Source organism: Pseudomonas sp. S3_B08 (genome assembly GCF_054667725.1).
Genome location: NZ_CP162750.1, coordinates 4,856,857 through 4,872,895 on the forward strand (window position 1 = coordinate 4,856,857; position 16,039 = coordinate 4,872,895).

General features: G+C 61.1%; 13 protein-coding genes. 5 read left to right on the forward strand and 8 right to left on the reverse strand.

Features of this window, described 5'->3' with window-relative positions; all coding sequences use genetic code 11:
• The first annotated feature begins 109 nt into the window (after positions 1–109).
• Both algB and AB4N73_RS22065 read left to right on the forward strand, forming a co-directional pair.
• The gene (algB, locus tag AB4N73_RS22060; protein ID WP_024014980.1) at positions 110–1,456 is read left to right on the forward strand and encodes a sigma-54-dependent response regulator transcription factor AlgB; all 1,347 of its coding nucleotides are present in this window, start codon (positions 110–112) and stop codon (positions 1,454–1,456) included.
• Between the two features lie 10 nt (positions 1,457–1,466).
• Positions 1,467–3,257 (forward strand): ATP-binding protein, encoded by a 1,791-nt coding sequence (locus AB4N73_RS22065; protein WP_056791205.1) that lies wholly within the window; start codon positions 1,467–1,469, stop codon positions 3,255–3,257.
• Here AB4N73_RS22065 and AB4N73_RS22070 read toward each other — a convergent pair.
• The 7 genes from AB4N73_RS22070 to AB4N73_RS22100 all read right to left on the reverse strand — a co-directional run bounded on the left by AB4N73_RS22070 (position 3,254) and on the right by AB4N73_RS22100 (position 10,520).
• Positions 3,254–4,867 (reverse strand): EAL domain-containing protein, encoded by a 1,614-nt coding sequence (locus tag AB4N73_RS22070; protein WP_095182299.1) that lies wholly within the window; start codon positions 4,865–4,867, stop codon positions 3,254–3,256. The genes AB4N73_RS22065 and AB4N73_RS22070 overlap by 4 nt on opposite strands.
• A gap of 75 nt (positions 4,868–4,942) precedes the next feature.
• Complete coding sequence (locus tag AB4N73_RS22075; protein ID WP_353188719.1) at positions 4,943–5,725, reverse strand: N-acetylmuramoyl-L-alanine amidase; 783 nt, start codon at positions 5,723–5,725, stop codon at positions 4,943–4,945.
• Between the two features lie 101 nt (positions 5,726–5,826).
• Entirely contained in the window at positions 5,827–7,842 is a 2,016-nt protein-coding gene (locus tag AB4N73_RS22080; protein ID WP_460142546.1) for a diguanylate cyclase, read from the reverse strand.
• On the reverse strand, positions 7,839–8,717 hold the full coding sequence (locus AB4N73_RS22085; RefSeq protein WP_024014985.1) for an endonuclease/exonuclease/phosphatase family protein: 879 nt from the start codon (positions 8,715–8,717) through the stop codon (positions 7,839–7,841). The genes AB4N73_RS22080 and AB4N73_RS22085 overlap by 4 nt, the downstream gene beginning before the upstream one ends.
• A gap of 14 nt (positions 8,718–8,731) precedes the next feature.
• The gene (locus AB4N73_RS22090) at positions 8,732–9,373 is read right to left on the reverse strand and encodes a thiol:disulfide interchange protein DsbA/DsbL (protein WP_016772349.1); all 642 of its coding nucleotides are present in this window, start codon (positions 9,371–9,373) and stop codon (positions 8,732–8,734) included.
• Positions 9,374–9,572: 199 nt separating this feature from the next.
• The gene (locus tag AB4N73_RS22095; RefSeq protein ID WP_056791217.1) at positions 9,573–10,184 is read right to left on the reverse strand and encodes a c-type cytochrome; all 612 of its coding nucleotides are present in this window, start codon (positions 10,182–10,184) and stop codon (positions 9,573–9,575) included.
• Positions 10,185–10,214: 30 nt separating this feature from the next.
• Positions 10,215–10,520 (reverse strand): c-type cytochrome, encoded by a 306-nt coding sequence (locus tag AB4N73_RS22100; protein ID WP_016772347.1) that lies wholly within the window; start codon positions 10,518–10,520, stop codon positions 10,215–10,217.
• Between the two features lie 191 nt (positions 10,521–10,711).
• Between AB4N73_RS22100 and yihA the strand changes: the two genes are divergently transcribed.
• The gene (gene yihA / locus AB4N73_RS22105) at positions 10,712–11,356 is read left to right on the forward strand and encodes a ribosome biogenesis GTP-binding protein YihA/YsxC (protein WP_056791221.1); all 645 of its coding nucleotides are present in this window, start codon (positions 10,712–10,714) and stop codon (positions 11,354–11,356) included.
• A gap of 402 nt (positions 11,357–11,758) precedes the next feature.
• Here yihA and polA read toward each other — a convergent pair whose 3' ends face one another.
• Positions 11,759–14,563, reverse strand: a complete 2,805-nt coding sequence (gene polA / locus AB4N73_RS22110) for a DNA polymerase I (RefSeq protein WP_460142547.1) — start codon at positions 14,561–14,563, stop codon at positions 11,759–11,761.
• Between the two features lie 74 nt (positions 14,564–14,637).
• Here polA and AB4N73_RS22115 point away from each other — a divergent pair, with 74 nt between their 5' ends.
• Positions 14,638–14,925 (forward strand): DUF2782 domain-containing protein, encoded by a 288-nt coding sequence (locus AB4N73_RS22115; protein WP_095182295.1) that lies wholly within the window; start codon positions 14,638–14,640, stop codon positions 14,923–14,925.
• Between the two features lie 58 nt (positions 14,926–14,983).
• Complete coding sequence (locus tag AB4N73_RS22120; protein WP_460142548.1) at positions 14,984–15,937, forward strand: homoserine kinase; 954 nt, start codon at positions 14,984–14,986, stop codon at positions 15,935–15,937.
• The last annotated feature ends 102 nt before the right edge of the window (positions 15,938–16,039 follow it).

The following is a 16,039-nucleotide window of genomic DNA, read 5'->3' on the forward strand; positions in this document are numbered from 1 at the left end:
GCAGTAGAGAGCTACCCTCCTATGGCTGGTATCGTTCAGAATCAACCATGCAACTTGCCCGATTTTTCCGGGACTAACCCAAGACTAATCACTATGGAGCGTAGGAAAAATGGAATCTGCCACTGAGCAACAAGGCCGCATTCTGCTGGTGGACGATGAATCCGCCATCCTGCGTACGTTTCGTTATTGCCTCGAAGACGAAGGCTATACGGTAGCCACCGCCAATAGCGCGGCCCAAGCCGATGCTTTGCTGCAACGTCAGGTCTTCGACCTGTGCTTCCTCGATTTGCGTCTGGGCGAGGACAACGGTCTCGACGTCCTCGCGCAGATGCGCATTCAGGCGCCGTGGATGCGCGTAGTGATCGTCACCGCCCACTCGGCGGTCGACACCGCGGTTGATGCCATCCAGGCTGGCGCCGCCGATTATCTGGTCAAGCCGTGCAGCCCTGATCAACTGCGCCTGGCCACCGCCAAGCAGTTGGAAGTGCGCCAGCTCTCCGCACGCCTTGAAGCGCTCGAAGGCGAGATCCGCAAACCGAAAGACGGTCTCGATTCCCACAGCCCGGCGATGAAAGTCGTGCTGGAAACCGCACGGCAGGTCGCAAGCACCGACGCCAACATTCTTATCCTTGGCGAGTCCGGTACGGGTAAAGGTGAACTGGCCCGTGCGATCCACGGCTGGAGCAAGCGCGAGAAGAAATCCTGCGTCACTATCAACTGCCCGTCGCTGACTGCCGAACTGATGGAAAGCGAGCTGTTTGGCCATAGCCGTGGCGCGTTTACCGGTGCCAGCGAAAGCACGCTGGGTCGGGTCAACCAGGCCGACGGCGGCACGCTGTTTCTCGACGAGATCGGCGACTTTCCTCTGACTTTGCAACCCAAGTTGCTGCGCTTCATCCAGGACAAGGAATACGAGCGGGTCGGCGATCCGGTCACTCGCCGCGCCGATGTGCGCATCCTCGCCGCCACCAACCTCAATCTCGAAGACATGGTCCGCGACGGCCGCTTCCGCGAAGATCTGCTCTATCGCCTCAACGTCATCACCCTGCATCTGCCGCCTCTGCGCGAGCGCGCCGAAGACATCCTGACCCTCGCCGATCGCTTCCTTGCACGTTTCGTCAAAGAGTACGCACGCCCAGCGCGCGGCTTCAGCGATGAGGCGCGCGAAGCGCTGCTCGGTTATCGCTGGCCGGGCAATATTCGCGAACTGCGCAACGTGGTCGAGCGGGCCAGCATCATCTGCCCGCAGGAACGCGTGGAAATCAGCCACCTGGGCATGGCCGAGCAACCGGCCAACAACGCGCCACGGGTCGGCGCGGCGCTGAGCCTGGACGAGCTGGAGAAAGCGCACATCGGCGCGGTGCTGGCCACTGCCGGCACCCTGGACCAAGCGGCGAAAACCCTCGGCATCGACGCCTCGACCCTGTATCGCAAACGCAAGCAGTACAACCTGTGAGCACTGCGCGATGAAACTGGCGATCAAGCTGCGCACGCGCCTGTTCCTGAGCATTTCTGCGTTGATCACCGTGGCCTTGCTCGGGCTCTTGCTCGGGCTGGTCAGCGTGATGCAGATGGCCGGGTCTCAGGAAGCGCTGGTGCGCAGCAACTTCGTCACCCTGGATCTGGGCCTCAAGCTGCGCCAGACCCTCGGTGATCAATTGATCATCATGCTCGCCGAGAAGCCCGACCCCGTCGCGTTCGAAGCGTCCAAGCAGCACTACTTCGAGTTGCTCGACCAAGGCATCGCCCAGCAGCAGGAGGGCGATGGCCAGCCTTACGGTTTCCGCCAGGCCAAGGCCGATTACCTGAACTTCCTCGCCTCATTCGACGTCACCGCCGAAGCGGCAAAGAACGCCAGCACCAGCGCGGATTTCCGCGAGCGCTTCAATATCCTGCGTAATGGGTTGATTGCTGAGCACAAGCACGCGCTGGACAGTATCAATGAGGTGCAGCACGCCGCTCGCGAACGTGCCCTGCTGATAGCCGGGCTGCTTGGCCTGGTCGGGCTGGCGGTGCTGATCATCGGTTTTGTCACGGCGCAGGGCATTGCTCGGCGCTTCGGCGCACCGATCGAAGCGCTGGCCAAGGCTGCCGACAACATTGGCCAGGGCAACTATGACGTGACTCTGCCGATTTCCACGGCCATGGAAGTCAACCTGCTGTCGCGGCGCTTCGGCCTGATGGCCGAGGCGTTGCGCGAACACCAGGCGATGAATGTCGACGAACTGTTGGCCGGCCAGCAGCGCTTGCAAGCGGTGCTCGATAGTATCGACGACGGTTTGTTGATGATTGATCGCCAGGGCCAGCTCGAGCACCTCAACCCTGTTGCTCAGCGCCAGTTGGGCTGGGAAGACGATCGACTGGGCCAAGGCTTGGGCACCGCGCTCGGCCGCCCGGAACTGGATGCACAACTGCAATTGGTCCTGCGCGGCGGCACGCTGGAGCGGGCGCCGGAAGATCTGAGCATCGAAGTCGATGGCGAATCGCGCCTGCTGACTTACAGCCTGACGCCGGTCAGTCATACCCAAGGGCATATTCTCGGTGCGGTGATGGTGCTGCACGACGTCACCGAGCAACGCGCGTTCGAGCGCGTGCGCAGTGAGTTTGTCTTGCGCGCTTCCCATGAACTGCGCACGCCGGTCACCGGCATGCACATGGCCTTCGGACTGTTTCGCGAGAGGGCGAAATTCCCGGCTGAATCGCGCGAAGCTGACCTGCTGGATACGGTCAACGAAGAAATGCAGCGGCTGATGCAATTGATCAACGACTTGCTGAATTTCTCGCGCTACCAGAACGGTCTACAGAAACTCACCTTGGCGCCATGTTCCATTGAGGACCTGCTGGAGCAGGCGCAACTGCGCTTTGCCGACGTGGCTGCGGCCAAAGGTGTTGCGCTGAACGTCGAGATTCAAGGCCCGCTGCCGAGGTTGCAGGCTGATCAGGCGCAACTCGATCGCGTCCTCGACAATCTGATCGACAACGCCTTGCGCCATACCGCCCGCGACGGGCAGATCCGTCTGCAGGCGCGCCGCCATGGCGAGCGGGTCATCATCAGCGTCGAAGACAATGGCGAAGGCATTGCCTACGGCCAGCAGGGGCGGATTTTCGAGCCGTTCGTGCAGGTCGGGCGCAAGAAGGGCGGTGCCGGCCTTGGCCTGGCGCTGTGCAAGGAAATCGTCCAGCTGCACGGCGGGCGCATGGGCGTCTACTCGCGGCCTGGGCAGGGCACCCAGTTCTACATGGCGCTGGCGGTTTAAGCCTCGTCGTCCATACGCCGCCCGGCCAGGCGTCGACCTCGGGTGATCAGTTCGATGAATTGCACGGCGCTCAAGGCGTGGGCGAACAGCCAGCCCTGACCGAACTTGACCCCCTCACTGCTGAGCAGCGCTGCCTGGGATTCCAGCTCGATGCCTTCGGCAATCACTTTCAGATCCAGCGCCTGCGCCATGTGAATGATGTGCGGAGCGACGCCGCTGCTCGCCGCGTCATGGCCCAGCGCATCGATGAACGCCTTGTCGATCTTCAGGCAGTCCACCGGCAAGGTCTGCAGATAGGCAAGGCTGCAATAGCCGGTGCCGAAATCATCGATCAGCACCTGATGGCCGACGTCGCGCAAGGCTTGCAGGTTTTCCCGCGCCACCACCACATCGATCAGGCCGCGCTCGGTGACTTCGAAGGCTATCTGCCGCGCGGCGACCCGGTGCAGGGCAAGCAGCCGCGCCATGACCTGGCCGATGCGCGGCACCATGACGTCGCAGGCCGCGAGGTTCACCGAGATATACAGCTGCGGATTGGCGCGCAGTAACTGGCCCAGTTGTTCGAGCAGACGCTGCAACACGAAGTCGGTCATCTGCCTGATCTGCCCGGTGTTCTCCGCCATGGGAATGAACAGGTCGGGGCTGGTCAGCGTGCCGTCCGGGCGCCGCCAGCGCAGCAGCGCTTCGGCGCCGACGCAGTGGCGGCTGTCGAGATCGAAGATCGGCTGATACAGCACCTGCAACTCACCCCGGCGGATCGCCCCGTGCAGCTCGGCATCCAGCGACTGGCGCTGACGCACCAGCAGCAAGGTCAGAAAGCCGACAACGGCCCCGGCGATCAGGCACACCGGCAACAGCCACCACCACACCGCCGGGACGTGCATGCCCGTGCGCGGCGTGATCAGCACCAATTGATATTCCGGGTTGTCGGTGGGCATGCGATAGATCAGCCGCGTTTGCGTGACTTGCAGCGCATCACGGCTCTTCGGGGGCCAGGGTTCGGTCGGTGGCCAGGTCTGTGCGGTGCCGAGCACCGGAATCGCGCGAGTGCCGTGATCGAGTACCACCAGCAGGCTGCTGCCGGGCGACAGATCGACCATGTCGGTCAAATGTCCGCGCGAGGTAGCGACACGGAAGTTACCGCGCCCGAGCATCAGTGCCGCGCGGTTTTCATCGGGTTCGGTGGTGGTATTCAGCCAATAGCTGTAGGTCGGGCCCTGAATGTCCGGCGCGCGCACCAACGACAGACCTTCCTGGCGCGGACGGTTGGAGCAGAATCGCGAAGCGTCCATATATGCCGCTTCATAGACGAAGCGGTAGTTGAAGGTGACTTGCTGCAGGGTCGCGATCATTTCTTCGTCGCAGCCACGCAAGGGCTGGGCTTCAAGATCGTCGAGACTTTCGCGCAACTGGCCGAACAATTGTTCGAGGCGAGCGAGGAAACGCTCGCCCTGGGCGTTCATTTCCTGGCTCTCGCGCATTTCCATCTGGCGTATCGCCGCGAACATACCGCCGGCGATCAACAGACTGGCGCTGAGGACAGCCGCGATCATCGCCAAAAAAGCAGGGCGATAAAACCAGCTACGCAGCGTCTCTCGGGTCGCAGCCATCAAGGATTTTCCGAAGAATTACCATGAGTTATAGCTGCTGATTGCGATTTCGCCCTGACCGTCGGGCGGGCGTCATTATTTTGTCTGATTGAGGACCAGAAGAAGTGCCGCGGTTTGCGCATCCGGCGTCCCGTCGAAGCGAGCAGGGCGGTAATGCATCTGGAACGCGGCGAGGACGTGGCGCGTGGCGACGTCCAGCTCGCCGGTCTGCGGCGTGTCGTAACCCAGGCGCGCAAGTTGCGCCTGGAACCAGCCTGGTTCCGGCAGCGGACTGCTGTTGAACACGGCTTGCTGACGCGCTACCGCTTGCTCGTTCGGCCACAGTCCCAAGCCTTCATCAGCGAGACGTTTCCACGGAAACAATGGCCCCGGATCAAGCTTGCGCAGCGGCGCGATGTCGCTGTGACCGATGATGTGCCGCGGGCTGATGCCGTTGCGTTTGCTGATGTCCTTGAGCAGCGTAATAAGCGACTGGATCTGCGCTTCGCTGTACGGATACCACAGGCGCCCGGTCGGGGTGTCCTTGTAGCCGGGATTGACGATTTCGATGCCGATGGAGCTGGAGTTCAACCAGGTGCGGCCCTGCCATTGACTCTCGCCGGCGTGCCAGGCCCGTTGGTTTTCGTCCATCAGCTTGTAGATTGTGGCGTTGTTGTCATCGCCGATCAGGTAATGGCTGCTGACGTCGCCATGGGTCAGCAATTGCAGCGAACGCTCCAGCGACGCCGAGGTGTAATGCACCACGACAAACTGGATGCGGCTGTCGTAATTGGCCGAAGGGTGGCTGGTGTCGTAACGCGGGCCGCTGGCGCAACCAGCGAGGACGAACAGCGAGGCAACAAGGGCAAAGAATTTCATGGCAGAGGACAATACGCAGAAGACAGTAATGCAACAGTGTAACGTACCGGTTTGGCCAGCGTTCGCCAGCGGGCGGAATTAAACAAAATGGAACAATTGCCTTAGCCGAGCTCCACTCGGTTGCGTCCGGCGTTTTTTGCCCGATACAGCGCCTGATCGGCTCTTTTCAACACTAGATCGCTGTGTTCTCCGACCCTGAACGATGCCAGTCCCATGGAAATCGTAATGGTCACTCGCTCGCCCTTGAAATGAAACGGGCAGGCTTCGATCGCCGCGCGCAGGGTTTCCAGCAGTTTTGCGCCAACCGCTGGCGGCGTCGCCGGCAGCAACAGCACGAACTCTTCACCGCCGAAACGGGCGATGAAATCCGAGCCGCGCAGGCGTTTGCGCAATACCGTGGCGATGATCTTCAGCACTTTGTCGCCGGCCAGGTGGCCGTAGCTGTCGTTGATGCGCTTGAAGTGATCGAGGTCGAGCATGGCCAGGCTAAGGGTGTTGCCGTGCTGCTGCCATTGCTGGATTTCATGCTCCAGGCGTTCACTCCACGCCGCGCGGTTAGGCAGGCCGGTCAACGGATCGATCAGGGCTTTCTGCCGCTGCTCTTCAAGGTGTTCACGGAAGCCCATGGCTTCCTGTTCCATATGCGCCACGCGCTCCGACAGGCTCTTCAATCTGGCGGCGACTTCCTGTTCGCGTGCGTCGCGCTGCTTCTGGTGCTGGTCCATCGTTCCCAGCAGGCCTTCCAGATGATTCTCCAGCACATGCTTGAGGTCATCGAGGTCGGCTGCTTGCTGGACGCTGCTCTGCAAGCCGTCGACCTGCTCGCGAATCTGCGTGTCCATGGCCCGCGCCGCCGAGCTGTTGTCGGCATGCCCTTCGCTGGCCGCTTGCAGGTTGCTCTGAAACGCTTCAAGGCGTTCGTTGAGCTGTTGCAGATAGGCTTCGAATTCGTGCTGACCGCTATCGGTAATCGCCAGCATCAAAGTTGCAAGATCGTCGAGGATCGGCAGCAGTTCGTACCAGTTCAACCCGTGTTTGAGCCGTTCGCGCATGGCTTCGGCTTGCGGCCGGTGACGCTCGGGCAGGGTCAGGTCGTCGAGCAGGCCGATCAGCGTGTCTTCGATATGTCTGGCTACGGAGCTGTAGGACGGCTCCGGGGAATCCGGCAGCGCGAAGAGGATGTCGTGTTCCGACTGCTCCGGGTCGATAGCGGCCAAGGCTTGAGCGATTGGCTCGGGCAAGGGCAGGCTGTCGAGGAGCAGCGGCGAGGGATCGCCGGGGTGGATCAATTCATCGGGGTTGAACGCCTCGGTTGCTTGCGCAGCGACGGTTATCTCGGTGTCAGCGGCTGGCTCAACCTGCGTTGGCTCGGCTTCAACGGCGACCACAGGCGTAGCGAACGCAACGACCTGCGGCTCATCAGGCGGTGTCTGGGCAGGCGTCTCGATGATGGTCCCGGGCGCTGCGATCGCTGACTCCGCGTTGGCCACCGGTGCCGATTGCGCAGGCTCCGGTTCAGGCTGCTGAGCTTCGACCGGCTGCGGCACTGGTGTTGCTGGTATGTCGGCCGCCGGTGCAACGGCTTCTTCACTGTCGCGAGTACCAAACAAACGCTGCAACAACCCCGGCCGACCCGGCTCGGCAGGCGTCTCCAACTGACTCAAGGCCTTGCCCTGCAAGCCACTGAGTTCGCTCAGCAGCAGCGGCATTTCCCGCGCCTGACCGACGCGGCTGTCCAGTTGTTTGACAAATTTCTTCAGCGGTTGCGCGACTTCGCGCGGCAGCGGCAAAGCCTGCAACTGGGTGACCAGCGCGGTCAGCGCGGTGCTGACCTGATCAATGCGGGTCTCACGGCGCTGCTCGGAGTCGAGCACGGCTTTTTCCAGACGCGGCAGCAGGGCCGCGAGGCCGGCGTCCATGTCATCGGTGCGCACGACTTCGCGCATTTCTTTCATGCACTGATCGACGACCTTGTCGGTGCCCTCGGCCGCCAGCGTGCTGCGCACCAGACCGCGCCGCAGCAGGTCCAGTCGCGCGGCCCAGCGGCGTTCGAGCTTGTCCTGCTGTTCGATGCTCTTGAGGTACTTCTCTTTCCAGCGCTGGGCGTCGTCGCTCATTCACAGGTTCCGCGAGGGGCAGGGCTCAACGCGGGCAATGCGTCGGCCGTGAGCGAACCCGGCAGACGAATTTCCACCGCGACCGGCAGGTGATCGGAAATGGGCTGGGCCAGTACCTCGACCTTTTCCAGGGTCAGGGTCGGGCTGAGCAGAATATGATCAAGGCAACGCTGTGGGCGCCAGCTGGGGAAGGTCGCTTCCACCTGCGGGGCCAGCAGGCCGAGATCGCGTAATGGCGAGTGTTCGAGCAGGTCGCTGGCATGGGTATTCATGTCGCCCATCAGCACCTGATGCTTGTAACCGCTGATCAAATCACGAATGTAGGCCAGTTGCAGGCTGCGGGTCCGCGCGCCGAGGGCCAGGTGCATCATCACCACCACCAGCGCTTCCGGACCTTCGCCGAAGCGCAGCAGGATCGCGCCGCGACCTTTCGGACCGGGCAGCGGGTGATCCTCGATCGCCCACGGCTTCAGGCGACTGAGCACGCCATTGCTGTGCTGGGCCAGTCGACCGAGGTTGCGATTGAGTTGTTGATACCAGTAGGGAAAGGCGCCGAGATGGGCCAGATGTTCGACCTGATTGACGTAGCCCGAACGCAGGCTGCCGCCATCGGCTTCCTGCAGCGCGACCAGATCGAAGTCGCCGAGCAGGTCACCGATCTTCTGCAGATTGCCGGAACGCCCGGTGTGCGGCAGCAGATGCTGCCAGCTGCGGGTCAGGTAATGCCGATAGCGCTCGGTGCTGATGCCGACCTGAATGTTGAAACTGAGTAAGCGCAGACGCTGGTCTGCGGGCAGGCCCGTAGACGCCAGGTGATGCTCGTTGACCTGCGGATCATGCAGGCCAACGATGCGTTCGGACTTCCAGCGGCGCATGGCGAATGCCGCGCTTAGTTGGCAGCAGCCTTGTTCGCCGCTCGCTCTTTGGCGACCAGATCGTCAGCCAGCTTCAATGCTTGCTCGGCACCGCCGGCAGAGCCGATGTCGAAGCGGTATTTACCATTGACGATCATGGTTGGCACGCCAGTGATTTCGTACTTCTTCGCCAGCTCGCGGGCCTTGACGATCTGGCCTTTGATAGCGAACGAGTCGAACGTAGCGAGGAACTTGTCCTTGTCCACGCCTTGAGTGGCGAGGAAGTCAGCCATGTCGTTCTTGTCGGTGAGCTTCTTGTGTTCTTTCTGGATCGCGTTGAACACGGCGTTGTGTACCTGGTGCTCGACACCCATGGCTTCCAGAGTCAGGAACATCTGGCCGTGAGCGTCCCATGGGCCGCCGAACATGGCGGGAATGCGCACGAAGTTGACGTCGGACGGCAGTTTTTCAACCCATGGATTGATCACTGGCTCAAAAGCGTAGCAATGCGGGCAGCCGTACCAGAACAGCTCGACCACTTCGATCTTGCCAGGCTTTGCAACCGGCACCGGATTGGCCAGTTCGACATAAGGGGCGGCAGGGGCTTCAGCGGCCTGGGCGGTGACGCCGAACAGGCTGGCAGCGACGAGGGCGGCGCTGATGATCAGATTACGCATGCTTTACTCCTGAACAATTTGGGTCGCCTCGCTCGACCTGTTGCGACACAGATCCTGGCGGGCATGAGTGCTGTAGTGTAACGGCAGCGGCCACAAAAAAGGGCGGCCAAAGCCACCCTTTTTATACTTGCTGCGAAGGATTAATCGAGCGTTAACGTGGCCGGCGCTGCGCGCCTCGTTCAGCCCTCGATTCAGGGCCTCAGTGCAGGCCCTGGATGTAGCTGGAAACCGCAGCGATGTCTTCGTCGCTCAGCTTGCGCGCGATGGTGCGCATGGTCATCGCGTCGCCGTCGTTGGCGCGACCGCCGTCTTCCTTGCGGAAATCGGTCAGTTGCTTGGCGATGTATTGAGCGTGCTGGCCACCCAGGTGCGGGAAGCCTGCGGCGGCATTGCCGGCACCGTTCGGCGAATGGCAACCGGTGCAGGCTGGCAGGCCTTTTTCCAGGTTGCCGCCACGGAACAGCGCTTCACCGCGAGCGACGATCTTCGGATCGGCGGCGCCGACGCTGCCTTTCTGGCTGGCGAAGTACGCAGCGATGTCGGCCAGATCCTGATCATTCAGGTTGGTCAGTAGCCCGGTCATTTCCAGCACCACGCGCTTGCCCGACTTGATGTCGTGCAATTGCTTGTCGAGGTAGCGTTCACCCTGACCTGCCAGTTTCGGAAAGTTTGGCGCCATGCTGTTGCCGTCCGGGCCATGGCAGGCCCCGCAAACGGCAGCTTTGGCCTGGCCTGCTGCGGCATCGCCGGCAGCATGGGCGATACCTGAAATTCCCACGGTCAACAGCAGACTCACGATCAATTTGTTCATCAGCTAATCCAACTACGGCTAAGGGTTAAGTTATGGACCGGGCTTACTCTCGCTCATCCACAGGATGATGGCCTGGTAATCCTCGGCACTGCAGTCCATGCACAAACCACGCGGCGGCATCGCCTTGAAACCCTGGGTCACGTGTTGCACCAGCGTCCCCATACCTTTCGCCAACCTCGGCGTCCAAGCTTCCTGATCGCCTCTTGCGGGCGCCATGGGTAGTTGGCCGGAATGACAGGCACCACAAACACGGTTGTACACGGCTTCCGGATCCTGTGTAGCCTGTGCGCTGTAAAGCGGCATCAAGACTCCGGCAGCCAGCAGCCATTTCGTCATAAAACGACCTTTTCAGGGTTGAGAGCGTTCTGCGTTCTAATGCGCAATCAAAGTCTGTCGCTCTCGTGAGCTTCATCCTTCGCTGGGACAAAGCACACACAAAATCTGCGGCATTATATACTGGCGTCACTGAAACGGAAGCGACACCGCGTTCCGCGCCCAATCCCGGCGCCGCCCACATCGGAAATCCCATGCAACTCAAGAATCCCATCCTCGGCCTGTGCCAACAGTCCACATTCATGCTCAGTGCCGCCAAAGTCGATCAATGCCCTGACGACGAAGGCTTCGAAGTGGCGTTTGCCGGTCGTTCCAACGCCGGCAAATCCAGCGCGCTGAACACCCTGACTCACGCCAGCCTGGCGCGCACCTCGAAAACTCCGGGTCGCACACAGCTGTTGAACTTCTTCAAGCTAGACGATGATCGCCGTCTGGTCGACCTGCCGGGCTACGGTTATGCAAAAGTACCGATCCCGCTCAAGCAACACTGGCAGCGCCACCTTGAGGCTTACCTCGGTGGTCGGGAGAGTCTGAAAGGTCTGATTCTGATGATGGACATCCGCCATCCGATGACCGACTTCGACCTGCTGATGCTCGACTGGGCCGTCGCCGCTGGCATGCCGATGCACATCCTGCTGACCAAAGCCGACAAACTCACCTACGGCGCAGCCAAGAACACCCTGCTGAAAGTACAGTCGGAAATCCGCAAAGGCTGGGGCGACTCGATCACCATCCAACTGTTCTCCGCACCAAAACGCATGGGCCTGGAAGAGGCCTACACCGTATTGGCCGACTGGATGGAACTGGCAGACAAAAACACCGAGGCGGCAGCCGAGTAAGACAATTTCAAAACTGACTGTGGTGCTGTCAGGCAAGGCGAAAGCACCGCTAAAAAGCGGAGTTTAGGGTACCTAAATGAGCATTTTTAGCGGTGCTTTTAACGCAGCATGACGGCATCACAGCCAGTTTTGGGGCAAAAAAAAGCCCCGGACTTCATTGGGGAGGGAGAAGTTCCGGGGTTTAAGTTCCGAACCGCTAGGGCGGGGTTCAGATATCTGCCAACACTTAACACAACATAGGAGCATCGAAGGGCTTCACCAGCCATTCAGTACCTCTGAGTGTTCGGTCGACAGATTAGTTCAGATTTTTTTCAAAAAGCTTTGGAATAGCCTCAAGCATTTATCGTTCTAAGCCGGTTTACGGGGCTTGCCGCGACGTCGCGTCGCGGCACCTCTACAAACTCAGTGCGCCTCATCCCAGTTGTTGCCCACGCCAACTTCCACCAGCAGCGGCACATCCAGTTTCGCCGCTTCGCTCATGTGCGTACGAATTTCGGCGCTGACCTGCTCGACCAGATCCTCGCGAACCTCCAGCACCAGTTCGTCGTGCACTTGCAGGATGACCCGGGCATCCAGCCCCGACGTGGCCAGCCAGTTATCCACTGCCACCATGGCTTTCTTGATGATGTCCGCTGCGGTGCCCTGCATCGGCGCGTTGATCGCTGTGCGTTCTGCAGCGGCGCGTTCCTGCGGCTTGTTCGAGTTGATCTCCGGCAAGTACAGGCGACGACCGAAGAAAGTTTCGACGTAACCCTGTTCCGCCGCTTGCGCGCGGGTACGCTCCATGTATTCGCGCACGCCTGGATAACGGGCGAAGTAGGTGTCGATGTAGGCCTTGGCGGTCTTGGTGTCGACGCCGATGTCCTTGCCGAGCTTCTGCGCGCCCATGCCGTAGATCAGACCGAAGTTGATCGCCTTGGCGCTGCGGCGCTGGTCCGAGGTCACTTGATCAAGCTCGACCTTGAATACTTCGGCAGCGGTTGCAGTGTGCACGTCGAGATTGTTGCGAAAGGCGTTCATCAGGCCTTCGTCGCGGGACAGGTGGGCCATGATCCGCAGTTCGATCTGCGAGTAGTCCGCCGCCAGTAGTTTGTAGCCCTTCGGCGCGACGAACGCCTGACGAATGCGCCGGCCTTCGGCAGTGCGTACCGGGATGTTCTGCAGGTTCGGATCACTGGAAGACAGGCGCCCGGTCGAAGCGACGGCCTGATGATACGAGGTGTGGATGCGCCCGGTGCGCGGGTTGATCTGTTCGGGCAGGCGATCGGTGTAGGTGCTTTTCAGCTTGCTCATCGAACGGTGCTCCATCAGCACCTTCGGCAAGCGGTGATCGTCTTCGGCGAGTTTCGCCAGCACTTCCTCAGCGGTGGACGGCTGGCCTTTGGCGGTTTTCTTCAGCACCGGCAGACCAAGCTTTTCATAGAGAATCACGCCCAGTTGCTTCGGCGAGCCGAGGTTGAATTCTTCCCCGGCGATTTCGAAGGCTTCACGCTCCAGCGCGACCATTTTGTTGCCCAGCTCAATGCTCTGAATGCCGAGCAGTTCGGCATCGACGAACGCGCCCTGGCGTTCGATGCGCGCCAGTACCGGTACCAGTGGGATTTCGATGTCGGTCAAGACGCTGGCCAGGCTCGGAATCGCGCTGAGCTTGTCGAACAGGATCTGGTGCAGGCGCAGAGTGATGTCGGCGTCTTCGGCGGCATACGGCCCGGCCTGTTCCAGAGCGATCTGGTCGAAGGTCAGTTGCTTGGCACCTTTGCCGGCGATGTCCTGGAAGCTCACCGTGGTGTGGTCAAGGTACTTCTGCGCGAGGCTGTCCATGTCGTGACGGGTCGCGGTGGAATTGAGTACGTAGGACTCGAGCATGGTGTCGAAGGCGATGCCGCGCACGCTGATGCCTTCACTCTGATCGCCGCCAATGGCGCAGTTGGCCAGAATGTTCATGTCGAACTTGGCGTGCTGGCCAACCTTGAGTTTGCTCGGGTCTTCCAGAATCGGCTTGAGTGCGCGCAGCACGGTGTCGCGATCCAGCTGCTCAGGCACGCCGATGTAGGAGTGGGTCAGCGGGATGTACGCAGCTTCGTTGGCCTGTACGGCGAACGACAGACCGACCAGTTGCGCTCGCTGCGCGTCGATGCCGGTGGTTTCCGTGTCGAAGGCGATCAGTTTGGCGTTGCGCAGTTTTTCCAGCCAGACGTCGAAGCGAGCCTGATCGAGGATGGTTTCGTACGCGGCCTCGGCAGGGGCAACAGGTGCCTCGGCTTGCGGGGCGCTGAACAGATCATGGGCGGGCGCAGGTTCGGCCGCCGCACTCAGTTCCAGACGCTTGGCATCGCGATCCAGATCATTGAGCCAGCTCTTGAATTCCAGCAGGGTGTACAGCTCGTAGAGTTTGGCCGGATCTTCCTGGCCCATCTGCAGATCATCGAGGCCGATATCCAGCTGCACGTCGACCTTGATAGTCGCCAGTTGATAGGACAGGAAAGCCATTTCCTTGTGCTCTTCGAGCTTGGCCGGCAGGGTTTTTGCGCCACGGATCGGCAGGGTCGGCACGATGTCGAGGTTGGCGTACAGCTCGGTCAGACCGCCGTTGACGCCGACCAGCAGGCCGGACGCCGTCTTCGGGCCGATCCCCGGAACGCCCGGAATGTTGTCGGAGGAATCGCCCATCAGTGCCAGATAATCGATGATCTGCTCCGGTGCGACGCCGAATTTCTCCTTCACGCCTTCCACATCCATCGAGCTACCGGACATGGTGTTGACCAAGGTAATGTGGCCGTCGACCAGTTGCGCCATGTCCTTGTCACCGGTGGAGATGATCACCGGGCGATCCGCCGCCGCACTGCTGCGGGCGAGGGTGCCGATCACGTCGTCGGCCTCGACGCCGTCGACGCACAGCAGCGGGAAGCCGAGGGCGATCACGCTCTGGTGCAGCGGCTCGATCTGCACGCGCATGTCATCGGGCATGCTCGGCCGGTTGGCCTTGTATTCGGCGTACATCTCATCACGAAATGTTCCACCCTTGGCGTCGAACACCACGGCGAAGGGGCTGTCCGGGTACTGCTTGCGCAGACTCTTGAGCATGTTCAGCACGCCTTTGACCGCACCGGTCGGCAGGCCTTTGGACGTGGTCAGTGGCGGCAGTGCATGAAAGGCGCGGTACAGGTAAGACGAACCGTCCACCAGGACGAGGGGGGCTTGGCTCATGAGCAGGATCAACCTTTTCGGCGGGTCCGGCGCTAGAATAGCGGGACCGTTGACGACAAAGGGACAAGGTTATCATGCGTACGTTAAATCGCTTGCTGCTGGTCGGGTTGATCGCTGTCTCACCACTGGCCGCGATTGCGGCGGATGATGCGCCGGGCGGCGACCCCGAGGTCACCATCCGCACGGAGGGCGACAAGACTATTCAGGAGTACCGTCAGAACGGTTTCCTGTATGCGATCAAGGTCACGCCGAAGGGCGCGCCGCCGTACTTTCTGGTGCGCGCCGACGGAACGGATGCCAACTTCATCCGCTCGGACCAGCCGGATATGCTGATCCCTGAATGGAAGATATTCGAGTGGTAGTAGATTTTTAATTCACTTGTGGCGCCGCCGTTGCGGCGCCCGTACTGGCAGTCAAGACATGTCTGTGTTCACTCCCCTGGCTCGGCCCGAGCTGGAAAACTTTCTCGCCCCTTACGGGCTCGGCCGCCTGCTCGATTTCCAGGGGATCGCCGCCGGCAGCGAAAATACCAATTTCTTCATCAGTCTGGAGCAGGGCGAGTTTGTCCTGACCCTGGTCGAACGCGGCCCGGTGCAGGAGATGCCGTTCTTCATCGACCTGCTCGACGTGCTGCACGAAGCCGAACTGCCCGTGCCTTACGCCCTGCGCACCACCGACGGCTTGGCCCTGCGTGAGCTCAAAGGCAAACCGGCGCTGCTGCAACCGCGTCTGTCGGGCAAGCACATCAAGGTCGCCAACGCCCAGCATTGCGCGCAGGTCGGCGAGTTGCAGGCGCATCTGCACCTGGCGACTCAAGGCGAACGCATGATCAAGCGCAAGACCGATCGCGGTCTGGACTGGATGCTGGAGGAGGGCACTGAATTTCTCTCGCACCTGAGCGATGAGCCGCGTGCCTTGCTGCAAAAGGCGCTGGATGAGATTACCGAGCGCAAAGAGAAGATTCTTGCGCTACCTCGCGCCAATATTCACGCCGATCTGTTCCGCGACAACGCCATGTTCGAAGGCACCCATCTGACCGGGTTGATCGACTTCTACAACGCCTGCTCGGGGCCGATGCTGTACGACGTGGCGATCGCGTTGAATGACTGGTGTTCGGACGAGGAGGGCGTGATCGATGGCCCGCGCGCCCGGGCATTCCTCGGTGCCTACGCGGCGCTGCGCCCGTTCACGGCGGCGGAGGCTGAGCTCTGGCCAACGATGTTGCGTGTGGCTTGTGTGCGGTTCTGGCTGTCACGCCTGATCGCCGCCGAGCAGTTCGCCGGGCAGGACGTGTTGATTCACGATCCGCAGGAATTCGAGCAGCGCCTGGCGCAGCGGCAGAAGGTCAATACACCGTTGCCCTTCGCCCTCTGAGTAGATTCGCCAAGCAAACACGAACCTGTGGGAGCGAGCCTGCTCGCGAAGGCGGCGGCCCGTTCAGCATTTTTGCTGACTGACCAACCGCTTTCGCGAGCA